20 protein-coding genes are annotated in these 20,907 nt (G+C 60.0%); 10 read left to right on the forward strand and 10 right to left on the reverse strand.

From position 1 onward, the window contains the following. Window positions 1-2 precede the first annotated feature (2 nt). Together RVY79_RS07890 and RVY79_RS07895 are read right to left on the reverse strand one after the other, a co-directional pair. On the reverse strand, window positions 3-1,181 hold the full coding sequence (locus RVY79_RS07890) for a 1-acyl-sn-glycerol-3-phosphate acyltransferase (protein ID WP_317463562.1): 1,179 nt from the start codon (window positions 1,179-1,181) through the stop codon (window positions 3-5). Next, the gene (locus tag RVY79_RS07895) at window positions 1,178-2,107 is read right to left on the reverse strand and encodes a recombination-associated protein RdgC (RefSeq protein ID WP_317463563.1); all 930 of its coding nucleotides are present in this window, start codon (window positions 2,105-2,107) and stop codon (window positions 1,178-1,180) included. Before RVY79_RS07895 ends, RVY79_RS07890 begins: the two co-directional genes overlap by 4 nt. A gap of 356 nt (window positions 2,108-2,463) precedes the next feature. Between RVY79_RS07895 and gyrA the strand changes: the two genes are divergently transcribed. The 6 genes from gyrA (at window position 2,464) to rpsA (ending at window position 12,240) form a co-directional block, all read left to right on the forward strand. Then, a complete protein-coding gene (gene gyrA, locus RVY79_RS07900) occupies window positions 2,464-5,160 on the forward strand; it encodes a DNA gyrase subunit A (protein WP_317463564.1) in 2,697 nt (898 codons plus the stop codon). Between the two features lie 55 nt (window positions 5,161-5,215). Continuing rightward, window positions 5,216-6,301 carry a 3-phosphoserine/phosphohydroxythreonine transaminase gene (gene serC / locus RVY79_RS07905; protein ID WP_317463566.1) on the forward strand — a complete coding sequence of 362 codons (1,086 nt, stop codon included), beginning with the start codon at window positions 5,216-5,218 and terminating at the stop codon, window positions 6,299-6,301. 7 nt (window positions 6,302-6,308) lie between these two features. Continuing rightward, entirely contained in the window at window positions 6,309-7,415 is a 1,107-nt protein-coding gene (gene pheA / locus RVY79_RS07910; RefSeq protein ID WP_317463567.1) for a prephenate dehydratase, read from the forward strand. After that, a complete protein-coding gene (locus RVY79_RS07915; RefSeq protein ID WP_317463568.1) occupies window positions 7,416-9,668 on the forward strand; it encodes a bifunctional prephenate dehydrogenase/3-phosphoshikimate 1-carboxyvinyltransferase in 2,253 nt (750 codons plus the stop codon). Beyond that, window positions 9,665-10,363, forward strand: a complete 699-nt coding sequence (gene cmk / locus RVY79_RS07920) for a (d)CMP kinase (RefSeq protein ID WP_317463569.1) — start codon at window positions 9,665-9,667, stop codon at window positions 10,361-10,363. Before RVY79_RS07915 ends, cmk begins: the two co-directional genes overlap by 4 nt. A 194-nt stretch (window positions 10,364-10,557) precedes the next feature. After that, window positions 10,558-12,240, forward strand: coding sequence for a 30S ribosomal protein S1 (gene rpsA, locus RVY79_RS07925; protein ID WP_317463570.1), 1,683 nt, complete (start codon window positions 10,558-10,560; stop codon window positions 12,238-12,240). A 128-nt stretch (window positions 12,241-12,368) separates the two neighbouring features. On the opposite strand, the gene RVY79_RS07930 is transcribed toward rpsA, so the two are convergent. The 4 genes from RVY79_RS07930 to RVY79_RS07945 all read right to left on the reverse strand — a co-directional run bounded on the left by RVY79_RS07930 (window position 12,369) and on the right by RVY79_RS07945 (window position 15,979). Beyond that, window positions 12,369-13,106: a TrmJ/YjtD family RNA methyltransferase gene (locus RVY79_RS07930; RefSeq protein ID WP_317463572.1), complete on the reverse strand. Its 738-nt coding sequence runs from the start codon at window positions 13,104-13,106 to the stop codon at window positions 12,369-12,371. Between the two features lie 167 nt (window positions 13,107-13,273). Continuing rightward, a complete protein-coding gene (gene groL / locus RVY79_RS07935; protein ID WP_317463573.1) occupies window positions 13,274-14,917 on the reverse strand; it encodes a chaperonin GroEL in 1,644 nt (547 codons plus the stop codon). Window positions 14,918-14,993: 76 nt separating this feature from the next. Next, window positions 14,994-15,284 (reverse strand): co-chaperone GroES, encoded by a 291-nt coding sequence (locus RVY79_RS07940; protein ID WP_317463575.1) that lies wholly within the window; start codon window positions 15,282-15,284, stop codon window positions 14,994-14,996. A 179-nt stretch (window positions 15,285-15,463) separates the two neighbouring features. Beyond that, window positions 15,464-15,979: an FxsA family protein gene (locus RVY79_RS07945; protein WP_317463576.1), complete on the reverse strand. Its 516-nt coding sequence runs from the start codon at window positions 15,977-15,979 to the stop codon at window positions 15,464-15,466. Between the two features lie 194 nt (window positions 15,980-16,173). Here RVY79_RS07945 and RVY79_RS07950 point away from each other — a divergent pair, with 194 nt between their 5' ends. After that, a complete protein-coding gene (locus RVY79_RS07950) occupies window positions 16,174-16,935 on the forward strand; it encodes an SDR family oxidoreductase (protein WP_317463577.1) in 762 nt (253 codons plus the stop codon). Window positions 16,936-16,990: 55 nt separating this feature from the next. Here RVY79_RS07950 and RVY79_RS07955 read toward each other — a convergent pair whose 3' ends face one another. Beyond that, window positions 16,991-17,263 carry a ComEA family DNA-binding protein gene (locus RVY79_RS07955; RefSeq protein ID WP_317463578.1) on the reverse strand — a complete coding sequence of 91 codons (273 nt, stop codon included), beginning with the start codon at window positions 17,261-17,263 and terminating at the stop codon, window positions 16,991-16,993. A gap of 218 nt (window positions 17,264-17,481) precedes the next feature. On the opposite strand from RVY79_RS07955, the gene pyrF reads away from it, so the two are divergent. After that, complete coding sequence (gene pyrF, locus RVY79_RS07960; RefSeq protein ID WP_317463579.1) at window positions 17,482-18,183, forward strand: orotidine-5'-phosphate decarboxylase; 702 nt, start codon at window positions 17,482-17,484, stop codon at window positions 18,181-18,183. Window positions 18,184-18,186: 3 nt separating this feature from the next. Here pyrF and lapB read toward each other — a convergent pair whose 3' ends face one another. Genes lapB through RVY79_RS07975 form a run of 3 tightly spaced genes read right to left on the reverse strand, consistent with a single transcriptional unit; the run spans window position 18,187 to window position 20,015 of the window. Further along, the gene (lapB, locus tag RVY79_RS07965; protein ID WP_317463580.1) at window positions 18,187-19,371 is read right to left on the reverse strand and encodes a lipopolysaccharide assembly protein LapB; all 1,185 of its coding nucleotides are present in this window, start codon (window positions 19,369-19,371) and stop codon (window positions 18,187-18,189) included. Further along, a complete protein-coding gene (locus RVY79_RS07970) occupies window positions 19,372-19,677 on the reverse strand; it encodes a lipopolysaccharide assembly protein LapA domain-containing protein (protein WP_317463581.1) in 306 nt (101 codons plus the stop codon). 41 nt (window positions 19,678-19,718) lie between these two features. Further along, window positions 19,719-20,015 (reverse strand): integration host factor subunit beta, encoded by a 297-nt coding sequence (locus RVY79_RS07975; protein WP_040241697.1) that lies wholly within the window; start codon window positions 20,013-20,015, stop codon window positions 19,719-19,721. 224 nt (window positions 20,016-20,239) lie between these two features. On the opposite strand from RVY79_RS07975, the gene RVY79_RS07980 reads away from it, so the two are divergent. Both RVY79_RS07980 and RVY79_RS07985 read left to right on the forward strand, forming a co-directional pair. Continuing rightward, complete coding sequence (locus tag RVY79_RS07980) at window positions 20,240-20,518, forward strand: succinate dehydrogenase assembly factor 2 (protein ID WP_317463582.1); 279 nt, start codon at window positions 20,240-20,242, stop codon at window positions 20,516-20,518. 46 nt (window positions 20,519-20,564) lie between these two features. Continuing rightward, window positions 20,565-20,885, forward strand: coding sequence for a hypothetical protein (locus RVY79_RS07985; protein WP_317463583.1), 321 nt, complete (start codon window positions 20,565-20,567; stop codon window positions 20,883-20,885). Window positions 20,886-20,907: the final 22 nt, after the last annotated feature.

The following is a 20,907-nucleotide window of genomic DNA, read 5'->3' on the forward strand; positions in this document are numbered from 1 at the left end:
GCTCAGGCGTCTTCCTCGATATATCCGGCGCGGTTGAGAATAGGGTTGGCGTACTGGCGCAGCCACCAATGGCGAAGGTGGTCGGGCACCGTGGCCAGCCGTGCCTCGAAGCGTGCGCGGTCGGCGTCGGTGACCTCGCTGAGATCGACCAGTTCCGGCGCCAGTCCCGTGGCCTCGAGTGCGAGCTGATGGCTGGGGAACATATGGTAGTTCGCCAGCACCTGGCGATCGATTTCCTTGGTGACGGCTTCCGGGGTATCGAAGTCATTCCCAAGGGGGGTGCCGAAGGTCAGGCGGATACGGCCCTTGTGACCTGTGATGCCGGCGACGATGGACTGAATATCCTCGAATTCGACCTTGTCGTAGCGGCCTTCCGTGTGACGGGCATACAGCTCGCGTGCCTTCTGCAGGTCGCAGGGATCGTATTCGTAGCTGATGGATACCGGCACGAGGCGTAGCTCGGATACTGCGGCGCCGATATCGGCCTCGCCGCCGTCCATGCGCTGGGCTATGCCTAGCATCTTGACGATGGCGGTATCGGCGCGGTCGATGCCGTCCTTGGCGCGGCCTTCGCGCTCGGCGATCCAGATCGAGTGGTTATCGGCGGTGATCGAATGGCGGATATAGCGCGATAGCGTTTGATAGGCCTGTAGCATCGCCCGCTTGCCCTTGGCGGAACGCGGTACGATGAAACTCTTGTTGAGGCGCATCAGATCATTGACGAACGGCTTTTGCAGCAGGTTGTCGCCGATCGCGATGCGCACGGTATTACGGCCTTTCTGGTAGAGCGCGTAGTTGACGAACGCCGGGTCCATGGCGATATCGCGATGATTGCCGATGAATAGATAGGCCTTGTCGGCGTCGAGGTGCTCGAGCCCCTCGATCTCGAAAGCATCCGTGGTGGTGGCGATCATCCGTTCCATGTAGCGCGCAATGCGTTGCTGAAAGGCCGTGACGCTTTCGATATTGCGCATTTCATGCTGCAGCCTCAGGCGCGCGATGAAGCGCGCCACGACTGGCGCGTAACGCGCCAGCCGGGGAAGACGAAAATGTGTGATCGCGTCAAGCAGTTCGTCGCAATGGGCCAGGCGGTCGAGTACCGTCGCCACCTCGTCGTCATGATAAGGACGAATGGCGTCGAAATCGTGAGGAGCGGATTGAGTAGTCGGTGCGTGCGTCATGATGTAGGCGCTGCCGGGTCGGCTTCGCCGCCCAGCCAGTCGATGAGTTGTTCGATGAATCCAGAGAGTACTTGGGCCATGAGAGCGAAGTCCGTTTCCAGGCGTAGCGTGGGGTCGTCATCGTCTTCTTGTTGAGCGGCTTCGTCGAGCAAGGCGTCGGCGAAGCGCAGCGATTTGAGCGTCAGGTCGTCGTGCAGGACCAGCGCTAGCTGGTCCTCGACATCCAGGGCCAGGCGACTGGCCTGACGCCCACTGGCGAGTACACTTTGCACTTCGTCGCCGTCGAGGTCGATGCCCCGCGCGCGCCACACGCCATCGTCGCCGTTGGCGTCCTTGAGTTCGACCTGGTCGCCCAGCCGTAGCCCCTCGGGACGCGAGGCGATGTCTTCGAGCCAGGCGGTCATGCTGCGCGAGGGCAGTTGGCGCACGGCCAGTGGCGTGACTTTCAGCGATCCCAGCGACTGACGCAGCAGGTCGAGGGCGTCCTCGGCACGCGCGCGACTGGCGCAATTGACGGCGATGAGGCCACGCTGGGTGTCCCACCATATATCAATGCGCTGGCTACGCGTGAAGGCACGCGGCAGGAATTCCTCCACGACCTGTTCCTTTATTGCCTGGCGTTCGCGGCGCGGCAACGGGCCACCTTCGGCGGCCTCGCGTTCGGCGGCGCGTTCTTCGACTTCCTCACGTACCACCGAGGCCGGCAGCAGGCGCTCCTGACGTAACAATGACAGCAGGCGGTGGCCCTGAATCTCATGGGCGAGCTGTTGACCGTGTCGCCCCGCAGGGCGCTGCCAGCCGAGGCGCTTGCCTTCACTGGGCGACACCGGGCGAAAGGCGAAGGCCTCGAGTGCCGCTTCGAGTGCCTCGAGCGCGATGGGGGTCGTGTCGTGCAGACGATAGAGATGCAAGTGCTTGAACCACATGAGCCTGTTCCGTCACAAAGGGGCTCATTATGGCGAAACGCCAGGGCGGGTGCCACTCCCTAAATCGGACGCGCTTATTCAACGGAGCAGGAGGGAACGTATTTTTCTCACGCTTGCAGGATAGGCGCGATTGCATTGACCAAGCCTGCCGCATTGCCATGTGAAATGGTATGATGGCGTGATTCGGGCCCTCCTAGGGGTGGCCCGCCATCGAAGCTTAATGATTGCTGTGACGGCCATTGGCGTCGAGCGCTGAAGAGTGGCCTGCGACGCGTCGCATGACGTGCCTAGCCACTGTTCGTTTCATTCAGTGCCATGACCGATGGTATGGCGCGGTGCAAAGGATTGAACGACCCATGGGTGAGATCGCCAGAGAAATTCTGCCAGTCAATATCGAGGACGAACTCAAGCAGTCGTATCTCGATTACGCCATGAGCGTGATCATCGGCCGTGCGTTGCCGGATGTGCGAGATGGCCTCAAGCCCGTACATCGGCGCGTTTTGTACGCCATGCATGAGCTCAGCAATGACTGGAACAAAGCCTACAAGAAGTCGGCGCGTGTCGTGGGTGACGTGATCGGTAAATATCACCCGCACGGGGATAGCGCGGTCTACGACACTATCGTACGCATGGCGCAGACATTCTCGATGCGTTATGTGCTGGTCGATGGCCAGGGCAATTTTGGTTCCATTGACGGTGACAGCGCGGCGGCCATGCGTTACACCGAGGTGCGCATGGCGCGGCTTGCCCATGAGCTGCTGGCCGACCTGGAAAAGGATACCGTCGACTGGGTCGACAACTACGACGGCACCGAGCGCATTCCCGAAGTGTTGCCGACCAAGGTGCCCAACCTGCTGGTCAACGGGGCCTCGGGTATCGCCGTGGGCATGGCGACCAACATCCCGCCGCATAACATGCGCGAGGTGATCGACGGCTGCCTGGCGCTGATCGACGATTACACGCTCAGCATCGACGATCTCATGGCGTATATTCCGGCCCCCGATTTCCCCACCGGGGGGATCATCAACGGGCGCGCGGGGATTCTCGATGCGTACCGTACCGGGCGTGGGCGCATCTATGTGCGGGCTCGTCATACCATCGAGCATGACGACAAGACCGGGCGCGATCATATCATCGTCACCGAGTTGCCGTACCAGGTGAACAAGGCGCGCTTGATCGAGAAGATCGCCGAGCTGGTCAAGGACAAGCGTATCGAGGGTATCGCCGAGCTGCGCGACGAGTCTGACAAGGAAGGCCTGCGTGTGGTGATCGAGGTCAAGCGCGGCGAGTCCGGCGAGGTGGTCGTCAACAACTTGTTCGCGCACACTCAGCTGCAGACCGTGTTCGGCATCAATATGGTGGCGCTGGACGGCGGTCAGCCGAAGATCCTTAATCTCAAGGAGATCCTCGAGGCGTTCGTTCGCCACCGTCGCGAGGTGGTCACACGGCGCACGTTGTTCGAACTCAAGAAGGCGCGCGATCGCGGCCATATTCTTGAAGGTTTGGCCGTCGCGATCTCCAATATCGATGATGTGATCGAGCTCATCAAGGCCTCACCCTCGGCGGCCGAGGCCAAGGAGAAGCTGGTCGCACGTGCCTGGCAACCAGGGCAGGTGACCGGCATGCTCGAACGTGCCGGGGCGACGTCCTGCAAGCCGGAGGACCTCGACGAAGGCTACGGGCTCGCCGACAACGAGCGTGAATACCGGTTGTCGCCGGCCCAGGCGCAGGCGATTCTGGAATTGCGCCTGCATCGTCTGACGGGGCTCGAAACCGAGAAGCTGCTCGACGAATACCTGTCGATCCTCAAGCGCATCGCCGAGCTCAACGAGATTCTCGCTTCGCCGGAACGCCTGCTGGAGGTCATTCGCGAGGAACTTGGCGCGATCCGTGATCAGTACGGCGACGACCGTCAGACCGAGGTCCAGGCCAGTCATCTGGATCTGAGCATCGAGGATCTGATCAACGAAGAAGACATGGTGGTCACCATCTCGCGCAGCGGCTATGCCAAGACGCAGCCGCTTTCCGACTATCAGGCACAGCGACGTGGCGGGCGTGGCAAGTCGGCGACCACCATGAAAGACGAGGACATCATCGAGCACTTACTGGTGGCCTCGACGCACGATACCGTGTTGCTGTTCTCGAATCGCGGCAAGGTCTATTGGCTCAAGGTCTACGAGATGCCCAATGCCAGTCGCGGTTCGCGCGGCAAGCCGTTGGTCAACATGTTGCCGCTGGATGACGGCGAAGCGATCAATGCCATCCTGCCGGTACGCGAATATCGCGACGACTGCTACATCTTCTTCGCTACCGCCAAAGGGACTGTCAAGCGGACCTCGCTGGAGCAATTCTCGCGGCCACGCAGCGTGGGCCTGATCGCCATCGACCTCGAAGAAGACGATCGCCTGGTCGGCGCCGCGATCACCTCCGGCGATGATCACGCCATGCTGTTCTCGTCCAATGGCAAGGCCATTCGCTTCGAGGAAGGCAAGGTGCGTGCCATGGGACGCACCGCACGAGGTGTGCGCGGCATGCGTTTGCAGGGCGAGGCCGAGGTGATCAGCTTGATCATTCCGCAGTCGCTGACCATCGATGCCGAGGCCGACGATACTGGTGATGTTGCCGAAGAAGCGCCGCACCAAGCGGACAATGAAGATCAGGTGTATATCCTGACCGCCTCCGAGAACGGCTATGGTAAGCGCACGCGCCTCGACGAGTTCCCGCTGCGTGGACGTGGCGGTCAGGGGGTGATCGCCATGCAGACCTCGCGGCGCAATGGCGCTCTGGTGGCGGCGATTCAGGTGCGCGATAGCGATGAAATGATGCTGATCACCGACAAAGGCACGCTGGTACGCACGCGTGTCGGGGAAGTCTCGGTCAGCTCGCGCAATACGCAAGGGGTCACCCTGATTCGCACCGGCGAAGGTGAACATTTGGTCGCTACGGTGCGGGTCGATGAACCGGTAGAGGAGCAAGCCCCCAGCGAAGAAGGGGCAACGATCGACGAGACGACGCCCACGCCGGAGGATGGCGAGGCGCCACAAGGCGATTGAGTCTCAATGCGGCCGCTTCTCCGGAAGTGGTCGCTTTACGTTTGGAATCACGCTGATGACACGCAAGTTCAATTTCTGTGCCGGCCCTGCGGCACTTCCCGCCCCCGTACTCGAGCGTGCCCGCGACGAGTTGCTCGACTATCAGGGCCGTGGCCTGTCGGTCATGGAAATGAGTCACCGCAGCGATGCCTTCGCGGAGATCGCTACGCAGGCCGAGCGCGACCTGCGCGCTCTGCTGGCCGTACCCGACAATTACCGCGTGCTGTTCATGCAGGGCGGCGCCTCCAGCCAGTTCGCGATGGTGCCCTATAACCTGCTGGGTGCAGGCGGTACGCCGAATTATCTGTACACCGGTATCTGGGGCAAGAAGGCGATTGCCGAGGCGCGTCATTTGGCAGGCGCGCATGTGGCGGCCTCCAGCGAAGCCAATGGTTTGTCCGCCGTGCCGCGTCCCGTGGACATCGCCTTGTCGTCGGATGCTGCTTATCTGCATTACACGGCCAACGAAACCATCGGTGGCCTGGCATATGACTATATTCCCGATGTCGGTGATGTGCCGCTGGTGTGCGATATGTCGTCATCGATTCTCTCGGGGCCGCTGGATGTGTCTCGTTTCGGGATCATTTACGCAGGCGCTCAGAAGAATATCGGTCCGGCGGGGCTGACCTTGGTCATCGTGCGTGATGACCTGCTCGAGCGCGCCTTGCCGAACACGCCGACCATGTTCAACTATCGGGTCATGGCCGAGAATGGCTCGATGTTCAATACGCCGCCGACGTACGCCTGGTATCTGGCGGGGCTGGTCTTCGATTGGTTGCGCCGCGACATGGGCGGGCTCGAGGCGATGGATCGACTCAATGCGCGCAAGTCAGAAAAGCTATATGCGGCCATCGACGCCAGCGATTTTTATTCCAACCCCATCGCCAAGGCTAACCGTTCGCGCATGAACGTGCCGTTCGTGCTGGCGGATGAAGCGCTCAATGCCGCGTTTCTCAGCGATGCCGAGGCGGCGGGGCTTTTGAATCTCAAGGGCCACCGCAGCGTGGGCGGCATGCGTGCCAGCCTTTACAACGCCGTGCCGGAAGCTGCGGTGGATGCTTTGGTCGATTTCATGCGGGAGTTCGAACGACGCCATGGCTGATAACGACATGTCCGATAAAAATGCCCCTGTTACGTCGGCTGACTTGCCGGCGCTGCGCGAGCGTATCGATACGCTGGATAGCGAGATTCTAGAGCTGATTAGCGAGCGGGCGCATTGTGCGCAACAGGTGGCTCAGGTGAAAACCGACACCGATTCGCAGGCGACGTTTTATCGCCCCGAGCGCGAGGCTCAGGTGCTGCGGCGCATCATGGCCCTCAACAAAGGGCCCCTCGACGACGAGGAGATGGCACGCCTGTTCCGCGAGATCATGTCGGCGTGCCTGGCGCTGGAACGGCCGGTCAAGGTGGCTTATCTCGGTCCCGAGGGCACCTTCACCCAGCAGGCGGCGCTCAAGCATTTCGGCGAAAGCGCGGTGAGTCTGCCGATGGCGGCCATCGATGAGGTCTTTCGCGAAGTGGAAGCGGGGGCCGCGCATTTTGGCGTAGTGCCGGTGGAGAACTCCACCGAGGGTATCGTCAATAGCACCTTGGATACTTTCATGGATGCCAGCCTGCGCATCTGTGGCGAGGTGGTGCTGCGCATTCACCATCATCTACTGGTGTCGAGCAATACGCGCCGCGACAAGGTCTCGCGCATTTATTCGCATCCCCAGTCCCTGGCGCAGTGCCGTAAGTGGCTAGACGCCCACTATCCCAACGCCGAGCGGGTGCCGGTGTCGTCCAATGCCGAGGCGGCGCGTCTGATCAAGAGCGAGTGGCACAGTGCCGCGATTGCCGGCGATATGGCCGCCAAGCGTTACGAACTCGAAAAGGTCGCCGAGAAGATAGAGGACCGCCCCGACAACTCGACACGCTTTCTGATCATCGGGCATCAGGACACGCCGATCTCGAGGGACGACAAGACCTCCATTGTCGTGGCCATGCGCAACCAGCCCGGGGCGCTGCACGATCTCCTCGAGCCGTTCCACCGACACAAGATCGACCTGACGCGGGTCGAGACACGGCCGTCACGCACCGGCGTCTGGAATTACGTGTTCTTCATCGACTTCAAGGGGCATCGTGACGATCCACAGGTCGCGGCGGTGCTGGAAGAGATTACCTTGCGTGCCGCCGAGCTCAAGGTGTTGGGGTCCTATCCCGTGGGTGTTTTGTAAATGTCGGAGCAGTCCTGTGCGCCGACCGAGCGCGGTATCCTCATCATTGGGTTGGGGCTGATCGGCGGTTCGCTGGCGGCGGCCTTGAAGGAAGCAGGTTTTGCGGGTCGGATTGTGGCCTGTGACCGTGACGCCGACGAGGTGGCGCGTGGCATCGACATGGGGCTGATCGATGCCGGCAGCACTGAGCTGGCACCTTGGGTGGCCGACAGCAGCTTGATCGTGCTGGCGGTGCCGGTATTGGCGATAGAGGCTGTGCTGCGCGAGTTGGCGCCGTATCTCGGGGATCAGGTGATCACCGATGTCGGCAGTACCAAAGGCGCCATTGAGGCGGCTGTCGAGCGCGTTTTTGGTGGCATGCCGCTGCGCTTCGTGCCGGGGCATCCGATTGCGGGGTCCGAGAAGAGCGGCGTGGCGGCGTCCAACCCTGGGCTTTATCGGCATCATAAGGTGATACTGACCCCGCGCGCGGATACCGATCCCGACGCCTTGGCCCGGGTGCGAGTGCTATGGGCGGCTTGTGGGGCGGAACTACTGGAAATGGACGTGGCACGCCACGACCAGGTCTTGGCGCGCACCAGCCATCTTCCGCATCTGTTGGCATTTTCGTTGGTCGACACTCTGGCGCGTCAGGACGAGCGTCTGGATATCTTTCGTTATGCGGCGGGGGGCTTTCGCGATTTTACACGCATCGCCGGTAGCGACCCGGTCATGTGGCGCGATATCTTCAGCGCCAACCGCGATGCGGTGCTGGACGCACTGGATGAGTTCGAGGCGGGCGTTGCCCGTTTGCGCCGTGCCATGACCGACAATGATGGCGATGCCATGCTGGCGGTTTTCGATCGTGCCAGTCATGCGCGGCAGTATTTCGATACGCTTTTGAACCAGACGAGTTATCAAGCGATGGAACAACGCAATATCCGTTACCGCGTGACTCCCGGTGGCGATGTGCGCGGCCGGATCCGCGTACCGGGGGACAAATCGATCTCGCACCGCTCGATCATGCTCGGTGCGCTTGCCGAGGGCGTGACCGAGGTGCATGGCTTCCTCGAAGGCGAAGACAGCCTAGCGACGCTGCAGGCGTTTCGTGAAATGGGCGTGGCCATCGAAGGGCCGCACCAGGGGCGCGTGACTATCCATGGCGTCGGCTTGCACGGCCTTACGGCGCCCGCCGGCCCCCTTTATGTGGGTAATTCGGGCACCGCCATGCGCCTGTTCGCCGGCTTGCTGGCCGGGCAGGCTTTCGATACCGAGTTGACCGGCGATGTGTCGCTCAACAAGCGACCGATGGGACGGGTGGCCGATCCGCTGCGCGAGATGGGGGCGGTGATCGAAACCGCTGAAGGCGGCCGGCCACCGCTGACGATTCGCGGTGGTCAGGCGCTTCGTGGCATTCGTTATGACATGCCTATGGCCAGTGCCCAGGTGAAGTCCTGTCTCTTGCTGGCGGGGCTCTATGCCGAGGGTGAGACGCGGGTGCGCGAGCCGGCACCGACCCGCGACCACACTGAACGTATGCTCAACGGCTTCGGTTACGCGGTGCAGCGCGCCGCTGACGAAGCCTGGCTACAGGGTGGTGGCCGCTTGACGGCGTCACCCATCGACGTGCCGTCGGATATCTCGTCGGCTGCGTTCTATCTGGTGGCGGCGGCCATCACGCCGGGTTCGGACCTGCTCCTGGAGCATGTGGGAATCAATCCGACGCGTATCGGGGTCATCAATATCCTCGAGGCCATGGGGGCCGATCTTGAGCTGCTCGATACCCGGGAAGTCGGCGGTGAGCCGGTCGCCGATATCCGTGTTCGCCATGCGCCGCTCAAAGGTATCGATATCCCCGTGGATCAAGTGCCGCTGGCCATCGATGAGTTTCCCGTGCTGTTCGTTGCTGCGGCCAATGCACAAGGCGTGACCCGCTTGCGGGGCGCAGAAGAATTGCGCGTCAAGGAATCCGACCGCATCCAGGCGATGGCCGATGGCCTGACGACTCTGGGCGTGGAAAATACCGTCCATTCCGATGGCATCGACATCGTTGGTTGCGCCGACGCGAGCGATACGCATGTCGCGCATTATCGCGGTGGGCATGTCGACAGCCTGGGCGACCATCGCATTGCCATGGCCTTCGCCATTGCCGCGTTGCGTGCCGAAGGCGAGATCGTGATCGATGACTGCGCCAACGTAGCCACGTCGTTCCCGGGGTTCATCGATCTGGCGCGTCGTGTGGGGCTGTCGCTCGAAGAGCAGGAGGCGTCATGAGTAGGTCGCCTGGCGAAGTGCCTGTATTGACCGTGGACGGTCCGGGTGGCGCGGGCAAGGGCACGGTTAGTCGCTTGATCGCCGAACGTCTAGGCTGGCACCTGTTGGACTCCGGAGCGCTATACCGCCTCACGGCACTGGCGGCGCTCAAGCATGGTCTGGCATTGGACGATGAGGCTGCCCTTGCGACCTGCGCCGAAACCCTGGATGTGCGCTTCGTGGCATGCGACGGCGAAACGCGTATCGAACTGGAAGGCCGCGACGTGAGTGGCGAAATCCGCACCGAACAAGTTGGCGATGTGGCCTCTCAAGTGGCGTCGCTGCCTCGGGTGCGGGACGCGTTGTTGACGCGCCAGCGTGACTTTAGTGACATGCCGGGCCTGGTGGCGGATGGGCGCGACATGGGGACGGTGGTGTTCCCCCATGCGCCCCTGAAAGTCTACCTGACGGCATCGGCGGAAGAGCGAGCGCGACGACGCCATGAACAGTTGCTGAATGCCGGCCAGGATGCTAATCTAACGAGTCTTCTAGAGGAAATTAAGGCTCGTGACGCGCGTGACATGCAGCGCGCCGTGGCGCCACTCAAGCCGGCAGACGATGCCGTTGTGTTGGATAGTACGAGTCTTGCGATACCGGACGTGGTGGAGTGTATCGAAAGGCTGCTCAGTGCACGTGGGCTCGGCCTCCCGAACTGAGTAGCTGGGGTGAAACGGGCACCCATCCGGAGACCCTGGCCAGACGTCATGACGTGCGCGGGCGATAATCGAGAGCCCTCGCAGGTCGAACCAGCGCCAACGTCCCCAGGGATATGTAGGAAAGGCCCGCGCTTGCTGGTGGTGCGGAGAATGAGCGGCCTGGCCGCTATTAACGTTGATCACGTAGGAACAACATGAGCGAAAGCTTTGCTGAACTGTTCGAACAGTCTCTCCAGGACATCAATATGGAACCCGGTGCCATCGTCATGGCAACCGTGGTCGACATCGAAGGTGACTGGATTACCGTCAACGCGGGTCTGAAGTCCGAGGGGCAAATCCCCGTGGCGCAGTTCCGTGATGACAATGGCGAATTGACTATCGCCGTGGGCGATGAAGTCAAGGTTGCCCTTGAGGCCGTCGAAGACGGCTTCGGCGAGACGCGCCTGTCTCGCGAAAAGGCCAAGCGTGCCGAGGCCTGGAAAGAGCTGGAAGCGGCCTTCGAGAAGGACGAAATCGTCAAGGGCGTGATCAACGGCAAGGTCAAGGGCGGCTTCACGGTCGATGTTTCTTCCATCCGTGCTTTCCTGCCCGGCTCTCTCGTCGACGTACGTCCGGTACGCGATACTGCGCATCTCGAGCACAAAGAGCTGGACTTCAAGGTCATCAAGCTCGATCCCAAGCGTAATAACGTCGTGGTCTCGCGCCGTGCCGTTCTCGAAGCTGAGAACAGCGCCGAGCGTGAAGCGCTGCTGTCGACGCTTCAGGAAGGTCAGCAGATCGACGGTATCGTCAAGAACCTCACCGACTACGGTGCGTTCGTCGATCTGGGTGGCGTCGATGGCCTGCTGCACATCACCGACATGGCGTGGAAGCGCATTAAGCATCCCAGCGAGATCGTGGCTGTCGGTGATGAAGTCAACGTCAAAGTGCTCAAGTTCGATCGTGAGCGCAACCGTGTGTCTCTCGGCTTGAAGCAGTTGGGCGAAGATCCGTGGGTCAACATTAAGGATCGTTATCCGGAAAACACCCGCGTCAATGCCCGCGTCACCAATCTGACCGACTATGGCTGCTTTGCCGAGCTCGAGGAAGGTGTCGAAGGCTTGGTTCACGTCTCGGAAATGGACTGGACCAACAAGAACATCCATCCGTCCAAAGTTGTTCAGGTCGGCGATGACGTGGAAGTCATGGTGTTGGATATCGACGAGGAGCGTCGTCGTATCTCCTTGGGTATCAAGCAGTGCACCACCAACCCGTGGGAAGACTTCAGCGCGCGCTACAACAAGGGCGACCGTGTCTCCGGCACGATCAAGTCGATCACCGATTTCGGTATCTTCATCGGTCTGGAAGGCGGTATCGACGGCCTGGTTCACCTGTCCGACATCTCTTGGAGCGAGCCCGGCGAAGAAGCCGTGCGCAAATTCAAGAAGGGCGATGAAGCCGAAGCGGTCATTCTCTCGATCGATCCAGAGCGTGAGCGTATCTCGCTCGGCATCAAGCAGCTCGAAACCGATCCGGTCTCCGAGTACCTGGCCGTCAACGACAAGGGGGCCATCGTCACTGGTCGCGTTGTCGAAGTCGATGCCAAGGAAGCGCACGTCGAGTTGGCGACGGATGTCGTGGCTGTACTCAAGGCCTCCGAAATCAGCCCTGACCGCGTCGAAGATGCACGCAACGTGCTCAACGAAGGCGATAGCGTCGAAGCCAAGATCGTCGGTGTCGATCGCAAAAATCGTGCGATCAATCTGTCCGTCAAGGCGAAGGATCAGGTCGATACACGCCGGGCGATGGGCAAATTGCGGGATCAGGAAGCTGAGCCGCAGAAAGGCCCGACCACCATCGGTGATTTGATCAAGCAGCAGATGGGCGGCGACGAATAAGCTCGTCACTACCGCGTCGAAGACGCGGTGGCGAATGCTTTGCTAGCCGTACAAAAACCGCGTCTCGGAAGAGGCGCGGTTTTTTGTTGTCCGTTGTAAGCCTTTTAATATCAAGGGGTTTGGAGGGGTTAGTCCTCGTGTCGAGTGCCGGCTTTTTCCAATGTCGTCAAGACTCCGCGCAGGATGGAAAGCTCCTTGCGAGTGGGTTGTGCGCGTGAAAAAAGTGCGCGTAGATGATCTTCAGTACGCGCATGGGGCTGGGTTAGGAACCCTGAGGACGACAAGGCTTGGTGCAGGTGAGTCTCGAAGTGAGCCATCTGTTCGCGTGTCGGCAAGGCGGGCTGCTTGGACTTGGGCTGAGCGTCGCTTGGTGTTTGGTGGCGCCATGCACGGCGTACCTCGTAGGCAAGTATTTGCACGGCTTGTGCGAGATTGAGGACACCGTAATCGGGGTTGGCGGGAATGCTGACCTGATGCGTGCAATGTCGAATTTCATCGTTCGTCAGGCCAAAGCGTTCGCGGCCGAATACTAGTGATACTGGGGCTTCATGAGCATAATCGACCATTTGCACGGCCATCGGCTCAGGGTCGTCGAAATGAGGTAGGGGGAGGCTGCGTAGTCGGGCACTGGCGCCGACGACTTGGACGCAATCCCCGACGGCTTGTGAAATGTGCTCGACGACGCGTGCGTTGTCGAGCACGTCGGTCGCACCTGCTGCGAGCCGGGAGGCCTCTTCATCGGGGAAGCAGCGGGGATTGACCAGCACCAGGTCGCTGAGGCCCATGGTTTTCATGGCGCGCGCTGCCTGGCCGATGTTGCCGGGATGGAATGTTTGAACGAGTACGATACGAATATTGGAGAGCATAGAGCGTCGCGATACAGTCGAAGGCAGGGCGATAGTGTACTTGGGCTACGGGCTACGGGCTACGGGCTACGCCAGACTGATCTATCCCCCGGGCATGAAAAACCCCCACCGGTTGCCCGGCAGGGGTTCGAGTCACGGGACAAGGCCCGGGAGTCGCTAGGCAGCGATTACATCATGCCGCCCATGCCTCCCATACCGCCCATGTCCGGTGCGCCACCGCCGGCTTCCTTCTCGTCCGGATCGTCGGCGATCATGGCTTCGGTGGTGATCATCAAGCCAGCCACGGAGCCTGCGGATTGCAGCGCGCTACGCGTGACCTTGGCCGGATCAAGAACGCCCATTTCGAACAGGTCGCCATATTCACCGGTTTGTGCGTTGTAACCGTAGTTACCTTCACCGGCTTTGACCTGGTTGACGATGATGGACGCTTCCTGGCCTGCGTTAGTCACGATCTGACGCAGCGGCGATTCCATGGCACGCAGGGCAATGGCAATGCCGTGGGTCTGGTCTTCGTTCTCGCCCTTGAGGTTGGCGAGATTGCCAAGGATGCGTACCAGCGCTGTACCACCGCCAGGCACGACGCCTTCTTCGACGGCAGCACGTGTGGAGTGCAGCGCATCTTCGACGCGGGCCTTCTTCTCCTTCATCTCGAACTCGGTCGCGGCACCCACACGGATGACGGCGACACCGCCGGCCAGCTTGGCGACACGTTCCTGAAGTTTTTCGCGGTCGTAATCGGAGCTGGTGTCTTCGATCTGGGTGCGGATCTGGCTGACGCGCGCTTCGATGTCGGACTCGACACCGGAACCATCGATGATGGTGGTGTTTTCCTTGGACATAGTGACGCGCTTGGCGCTACCCAGATGGTCCAAGTTGGCTTGTTCGAGCGTCAGGCCGACTTCTTCGGAAATCACGGTGCCGCCGGTGAGGATGGCGATGTCCTGGAGCATGGCCTTGCGACGGTCGCCGAAGCCTGGCGCCTTGGTCGCCGCGACCTTGACGATGCCGCGCATGGTGTTGACCACGAGTGTCGCCAGCGCTTCGCCTTCGATGTCCTCAGCGATGATGCCCAGCGGCTTGCCGGACTTGGCAACCGCTTCCAACACCGGCAGCAATTCGCGGATGTTGGAGATCTTCTTGTCGACCATCAGTAGGTAGGGATCTTCCAGTTCCACCATCATGGTGTCCTGGTTGGTCACGAAGTAGGGCGACAGGTAGCCACGATCGAACTGCATGCCTTCGACGACTTCCAGTTCATCTTCGAAGCCGCGGCCTTCGTCGACGGTGATGACGCCTTCCTTGCCGACTTTCTGCATGGCGTCGGCGATGATCTCACCAATACGCTTGTCGCCATTCGCGGAAATGGTACCAACCTGTGCGATGGCCTTGGCATCGGTGCACGGCACGGAAAGCTGATGGATTTCCTTCACGGCGGCGTCGACGGCCTGGTCGATACCACGTTTGAGATCCATCGGATTCATGCCCGCCGTCACGCCTTTCATGCCTTCAGTGACGATGGACTGGGCGAGAACGGTTGCGGTAGTGGTGCCGTCACCGGCCACGTCAGAGGTCTTGGAAGCAACTTCCTTGACCATCTGTGCGCCCATGTTTTCGAACTTGTCCTTGAGCTCGATTTCCTTGGCGACGGAAACCCCATCCTTGGTCACGGTCGGTGAGCCAAAGGATTTTTCCAGTACGACGTTACGTCCTTTGGGCCCGAGGGTGACCTTGACGGCGTCGGCCAGGGTATTAACGCCGCGTGCCATGCGCTTGCGGGCATCATCGGAGAATTTGATCTGTTTAGCTGCCATTTCTAGCTCTTCCCATTAATGGCGCGATCAAGTCGCGCAAACGTGAAACGAAAATGTGACTGGTGAGCGTTGTGAATTACTCGGCAACGGCGAGAATATCGCTTTCGCTCATGATCAGGACTTCTTCGCCGTCGATTTTCTCTTTCTCGACGCCAAAGCCATCCTTGAAAATCACGGTGTCCCCCACCTTGACGTCCAGCGGGCGTACTTCGCCGTTCTCGAGAATACGACCGTTGCCGATAGCAAGGACCTCACCACGGGTCGGTTTCTCTTGAGCGTTACCCGGAAGCACGATGCCGCCAGCGGTCTTTTGCTCTTCTTCCACGCGACGGACGACGACGCGATCGTGCAAAGGACGGATTTTCATTGCTCACGTTCTCCTGATGGTTACATGGATCGTAGGATAACCCCGTTGAGCGAAGCTCAAGGGTGAAGGCCGAGCCTTCTGTTTATAAGGCCGACGCATCAAGGCGTTACGGCCGAATCGTCTGTTAAGAGCTTGATTGGGTCGACGTATCCACTTTCAAGGGCTCTTAATGAAATTTTTCAATGCCGGGAGTCGTCTTTCCCTATGTAGTCGCCTTCAAGCGGTTGCTCGTTACTTGCCGGACCGCTCTGAGAAGCCGTGTCATTGCGGGATGCATGCTCATGCCAGTCGCTGTCCGTAGTGTTTTCCCGGGCTGGGCCGTTGGACCCCATTGTGAAAATGCGACCGCGCCATCCGCCGTGCTTTAGGCCTCGGCCCAGCAGGCGTCGGCTACTCGGAATCAGACAAAGTAGCCCCAAACCGTCCGACAAAAAGCCAGGAGCGATCAGCAAGGCCCCACCGAAGATCAGTGCGGCTCCGGTAATCAGCTCGTCCGAGGGGATTTCCCCCTGGGCGAATCGGGCCTGGGCGCGCTGCAGAGTCTGTACTCCTTCGCGCCGAATCAGGTGGAGACCCAGTGCTCCGGACAGCAGGACCAGTGCCAGTGTCGGGAGCAGGCCTATCTGTCCGCCGATCGCGAACAGCACCACGAAATCGAGTAGTCCGAAAAGCGTAATGAAGAGTAACAGTGGCATGACGGCTCCGTATGTTCGACTACCCCATAAATGGTGGCATGAGAGTGAATTGCAAGGGAAACGATGCCGAGATGCAAGCGCGTCGAGAGTGCCGAATGGAGCCGTCATGCAGCGCATGCTAAGCTCTTTATGTTGCGGTGCACAAAATTGCTATTGAGGCTTCTGGATCGTTTTTTGAACGTGGGAGGTTCGCCATGCAGCTTGATGGGACGGTGGTAGGTATAACGGGAGGCGCTCGAGGGTTGGGGTTGGCGATGGCGGCCGAACTCGGGGCACGGGGCGCGCGTATTGCATTATTCGACCGCCAAGAAGAGGTATTGAGCACTGCGGTTGCCTCACTGGCGGAGCGTCACATCCCCGCGGACGCTTTCCTGATCGACGTGACCGATGAAGATGCCGTGACTCGCGCATTCGCGCAGCAACTTGCGTCGCTGGGTCCGCTCGATGTGTTGGTCAATAATGCCGGCGTCACTGACGATGGGTTGTTGGTGAAAGGCAGTGTGGGGCATATCGAGAAACGCATGACGCTAAAACAGTGGCGCCAGGTGATCGACGTCAATCTTACAGGTGTCTTCCTGTGCGGTCGTGAAGGCGCGACGCAGATGGTCGAGGCGGGTCAGGGAGGTGTCATCGTCAATGTCTCGAGCATCTCGCGAGCCGGCAACATGGGGCAGGGCAATTACAGTGCCTCCAAGGCGGGAGTAGCGGCGCTGACGGTTACCTGGGCGAAGGAGCTGGCACGCCAAGGTATACGCGTGGCGGCGGTGGCACCGGGGTTCATCGAAACCGAGATGACGGCGTCCATGCGCGCGGAAGTGCTTGAGAAAATCAGCAAGGGGATTCCCTTGGGGCATTTGGGACAGCCGTCCGATATCGCTGAGAGTGTACGTTATATCGTTGAAAACGATTATTTCACGGGGCGGGTGCTGGAATGCGATGGCGGGTTGAGGATTTAACCCTTGGCGGAAAGGCGCTCGCCGGGTACCGCCCAGCGAGCGTCGTTTCGTGGCATCAGAACGTGACTTGATCGTTCAGATTTTGCACCGTTCCTTCGCCGATTCCCGTGACACGAGTCAAGTCGTTGAGCGAGGTGAAAGGTCCATTCGCGTTGCGGTCCTCGATGATCGCCTGTGCTTTGACGTCGCCGATTCCCGGTAGCGTTGCCAGTGTCTCAACCGAGGCTTGATTGATGTCGACAGGCGCCTTGGTGTCTTCCTGGGCGACCGCGAGGGTGGTGACGCTCAGTACCATGATCAGTAGGGCACAGCTCAGTAGTTTTTTCATGCAACCACTCCTTTAGTAATGTCTTATCTAACGATTTCACCATACTCAGATTTGCATGGCCGCAATGTCATCTATTGGTGACATTTTTTGTAAGATAATCACTACAAAATTAGATGTGACTTATAAAGAATGGTCGCGCAGTCAGAGGCTGTCAGTTAGGTGGCGAAGAAGGGGAGCGGTATAATGCCGCTGCCATCATATTGTTTGCAGGAGTTACCATGTCGCGCCTCGACACGCCGTTGATCATCGCTCTCGACTACTCGAATCTTGACCAGGCGCTTGCCATGGCTGATCGGTTGGATCCCACCCGTTGCCGGGTAAAGGTCGGCAAGGAGCTATTTACGCGCAGTGGTCCGCAAGTGCTAGAAGCATTGCATGCACGTGGCTTCGAGGTATTTCTGGATCTCAAGTTTCACGATATTCCCAATACGGTGGCGGGCGCCGTCGAAGCGGCGGCGGATCATGGCGTGTGGATGGTCAATGTGCATGCCGGTGGGGGGCGGCGCATGATGGAGGCGGCCAGAGAGCGACTCGAGAAGCGCCGACTCGCCACGCATCTGATAGCGGTAACGGTGCTCACCAGTATGGCGCGTGAAGATCTCGCCGAGGTCGGTGTCGATGACGAACCGTTGTCTCAGGTCGAGCGTCTGGCGGTGCTCTCGCAGCTCAGCGGCATGGACGGAGTGGTGTGTTCAGCGCAGGAGGCGGCGGCGCTGCGCACGGTTTGTGGCGATGTATTCTTGAAGGTCACCCCGGGGATACGTCCCAATGCCTCGCATGGCGATGACCAGCGCCGCACGTTGACTCCGGCACACGCACGGGAGGCGGGGAGCACGCATTTGGTCATCGGCCGGCCGGTGACGCAAGCCTCGGATCCGATGATGGCATTGGCCGCTATCGAGCAGGAAATCTGTCTCTAGCGGCTATTCGCCTTCCAGCCCGATGATGGGTTTGGTGGTGCCCCAGCAGTGACAGCGTGGACACTGCCAATGCAATTGGGTGCTACCGAAACCGCAGCGATGGCAGCGGTGACGGGGGCGTGTCGCGAGTAGCTTCTGGGTGTGCTGCTTGAGCAACAGAAGACGCTCGCGGTCGCCATGGTCCTCACCGATCAGATAGAGGTCCATGAGGTAATCGACGCCTCGCAAGCTGGGGTGCGCTTGCAGCTGCTCACTGATGAGCTCGATGGCGGTTTCCTGGCTGTCTGTGCGCAGTCGCGACGCCGCCAACATGATTACCACGCTGGTGTAGTGCGTTTCCTGTAGCTTCGCTTCCAGGAACGCACACCAACCCGCTTCGTCCTGAAGCCGCCGGTACGCCTCGTACAGAGGCTCGAGAATGATGGGTAGAAAGCCTGGGTCTTGCTCGGGAATGCGGGTGAGGTGGCGAATGACCGCCTTGTAATGCCCCGTGTCGCGTTCGAGTTCGGCAAGAAGCCAGGTGGCTCGTACACAGCGCTCATCGATAGACAGTGCCTGGCGCAAATGCTTGCGAGCCACGCTCGGGCTCGCGTTGTGTCGATCCCGCGAGGCAAGTTCGCAAAGCCAGTGGGCGGCGGCGCGCTTGATGTCGGCATCTTGGCGGATGAGCTGTGGCGTGGCGACATCCAGTGCCTGTTGCCATTCCTTCTCCCGCTGCAGTAGATCGACTAGCAGACGCTTGGCGGCGTTGCGCAGCGCTTCGTCGGGAGCTTCCTTCATCAAGGCTTGCAGCAGGCGTTCGGCGCGATCGAGCAACCCCAGATTAAGGAAGTCCCGAGACAACTCCAGTTGCACGAGGCCACCTTGGTAAGGGGTCAGGGCTGGGCGCGCCAGGAGGTTCTGATGGATCTTGACGGCACGGTCGGCTTCGCCACGTGAACGGAACAGATTGCCCAGGGCAATGTGCGTTTCGATGGTGTCGCTGTTGACCTCGAGCGCTTGTACGAAGGTTTCGATGGCCTGATCCGGCTGCTCGTTAAGCAGATGATTGAGCCCGATGAAGTAATCCCTGGGCAGCGATACTTCAGGGGAGAGGTGTTCACGAGCGCGACGGCGCTCACGACGCCCGAGCCACCAACCGATGGCAATCGCCGCGACCAATAGGCCAAGCAGCAGCGGATCAAGCATTCAGGGCGCTTCCTTGAACTCCTGGGTACGTAGCCGATCCAGTTCCTTGCGTTGCTGTTGGTTGTGGCGTTGGGCACGCGTCAGGAGCGTGCGCAGCCGCAGATAAATACCGGTCATGGCCAGCATGCCGAGAATCATGCCGCAAGCCAACGATAACAACAGCCACAGGGACAGCGAGGCGGGCGGCAGCTTGATCCATATCAAGTCGAGCGGTATGGATTGTTGATTATTGACGGCAAACAGGATGCCGAGCAATAAAACGACCAGCAAGATGATGGCCAGCACGACACCTTTAAACCAACGCATGGGCAGGTTCCTTTTGCATGGAAATATGACGCCACCGGGCTTCAGTAGCCGAGTGCGCGACTGGCATTGACCTGTTCGCGCAATTCCTTGCCGGGCTTGAAATGCGGGACGAACTTGCCCTGCAGGTCGACGGGATCGCCGGTTTTGGGATTGCGTCCGGTCCGGGGTTCTCGAAAGTGTAGGGAGAAGCTACCGAACCCGCGAATTTCGACACGCCCGCCGCTGGAAAGCGAGTGGGTGATGTCTTCGAGAATGATCTTGACCGCTGCCTCGACCTCTTTGGCCGATAGCTCGGGCTGCCGAATGGCAATCTGTTCAATCAACTCGGATTTGGTCATCGAATGTCTCCAAGCGACTTTGCCGCTCCGCTGCACATGGCAAAAAAGCGGCCACGGTATTGTTGTGAATTCAGCATACTGTTCAAACCTTGATAAAACAACGCACTAGCACATTGCAAGTCAATAATAGCCGGTTTTGAGGAGCGTGGGTAAACGATGTGTCTTGCCAAACCCTCGGGTATACTCGTTGCCTATTCATGTCAGGACATCGCTTGGGAGCCTCCATGCAGGACGATGTAACCATCAAACGACTTTATTGGCACTCGCGGCGTGGCATGTGGGAGCTGGATTTACTACTGATCCCGTTCCTGGAGCATTGCTACCCGCAGCTCGATGAGGCGGACAAGACCCGCTATCAGACGCTGATCGACCAGGAGGACCAGGACCTCTTCGTCTGGTTGATGCGCCGAGAGTGGCCCGCCGACGCCGAGTTACGGCGTATCGTTCAAATGATCGTCGATTATGCCGAAACCACTTCCAACGATCAGTTTCGTACCCTCTAGGCTCGCCCTGACCATTCATGTACTCCTTTGGGGAGTGGTGAGCGGCGTGGAGCTCGCGCTGGGTCCCGGGTGGTTGATATTGACGGTGTCGCTCAGCGGTGCATTGCTGGTGAGCTGCTGGTGGCGTGGTCAGCGGCGTTGGGAGTTGCGGGAGCGCCCCGATGGTGAGCAAGCGACATGGCAATGGCGTGAGGTCTCGGGGCAGTGGCAGAACGCTGCCCCGAGACCACTGCGTATTGGTGCGTGGTTGATCGGGGTGCGACTCGGGCGCCGCGTTATGTGGCTATGGCCGGATAGCGCAGATCCCGTCTCGTGTCGTCTGCTGCGAGTGCGATTGCTGGAGACGATGCCGCCGGGACGACATTGAAGCGCTCCGTCTGAGTGCCGCG

This window comes from Chromohalobacter sp. HP20-39, assembly GCF_033052815.1.
GTDB lineage: Bacteria > Pseudomonadota > Gammaproteobacteria > Pseudomonadales > Halomonadaceae > Chromohalobacter.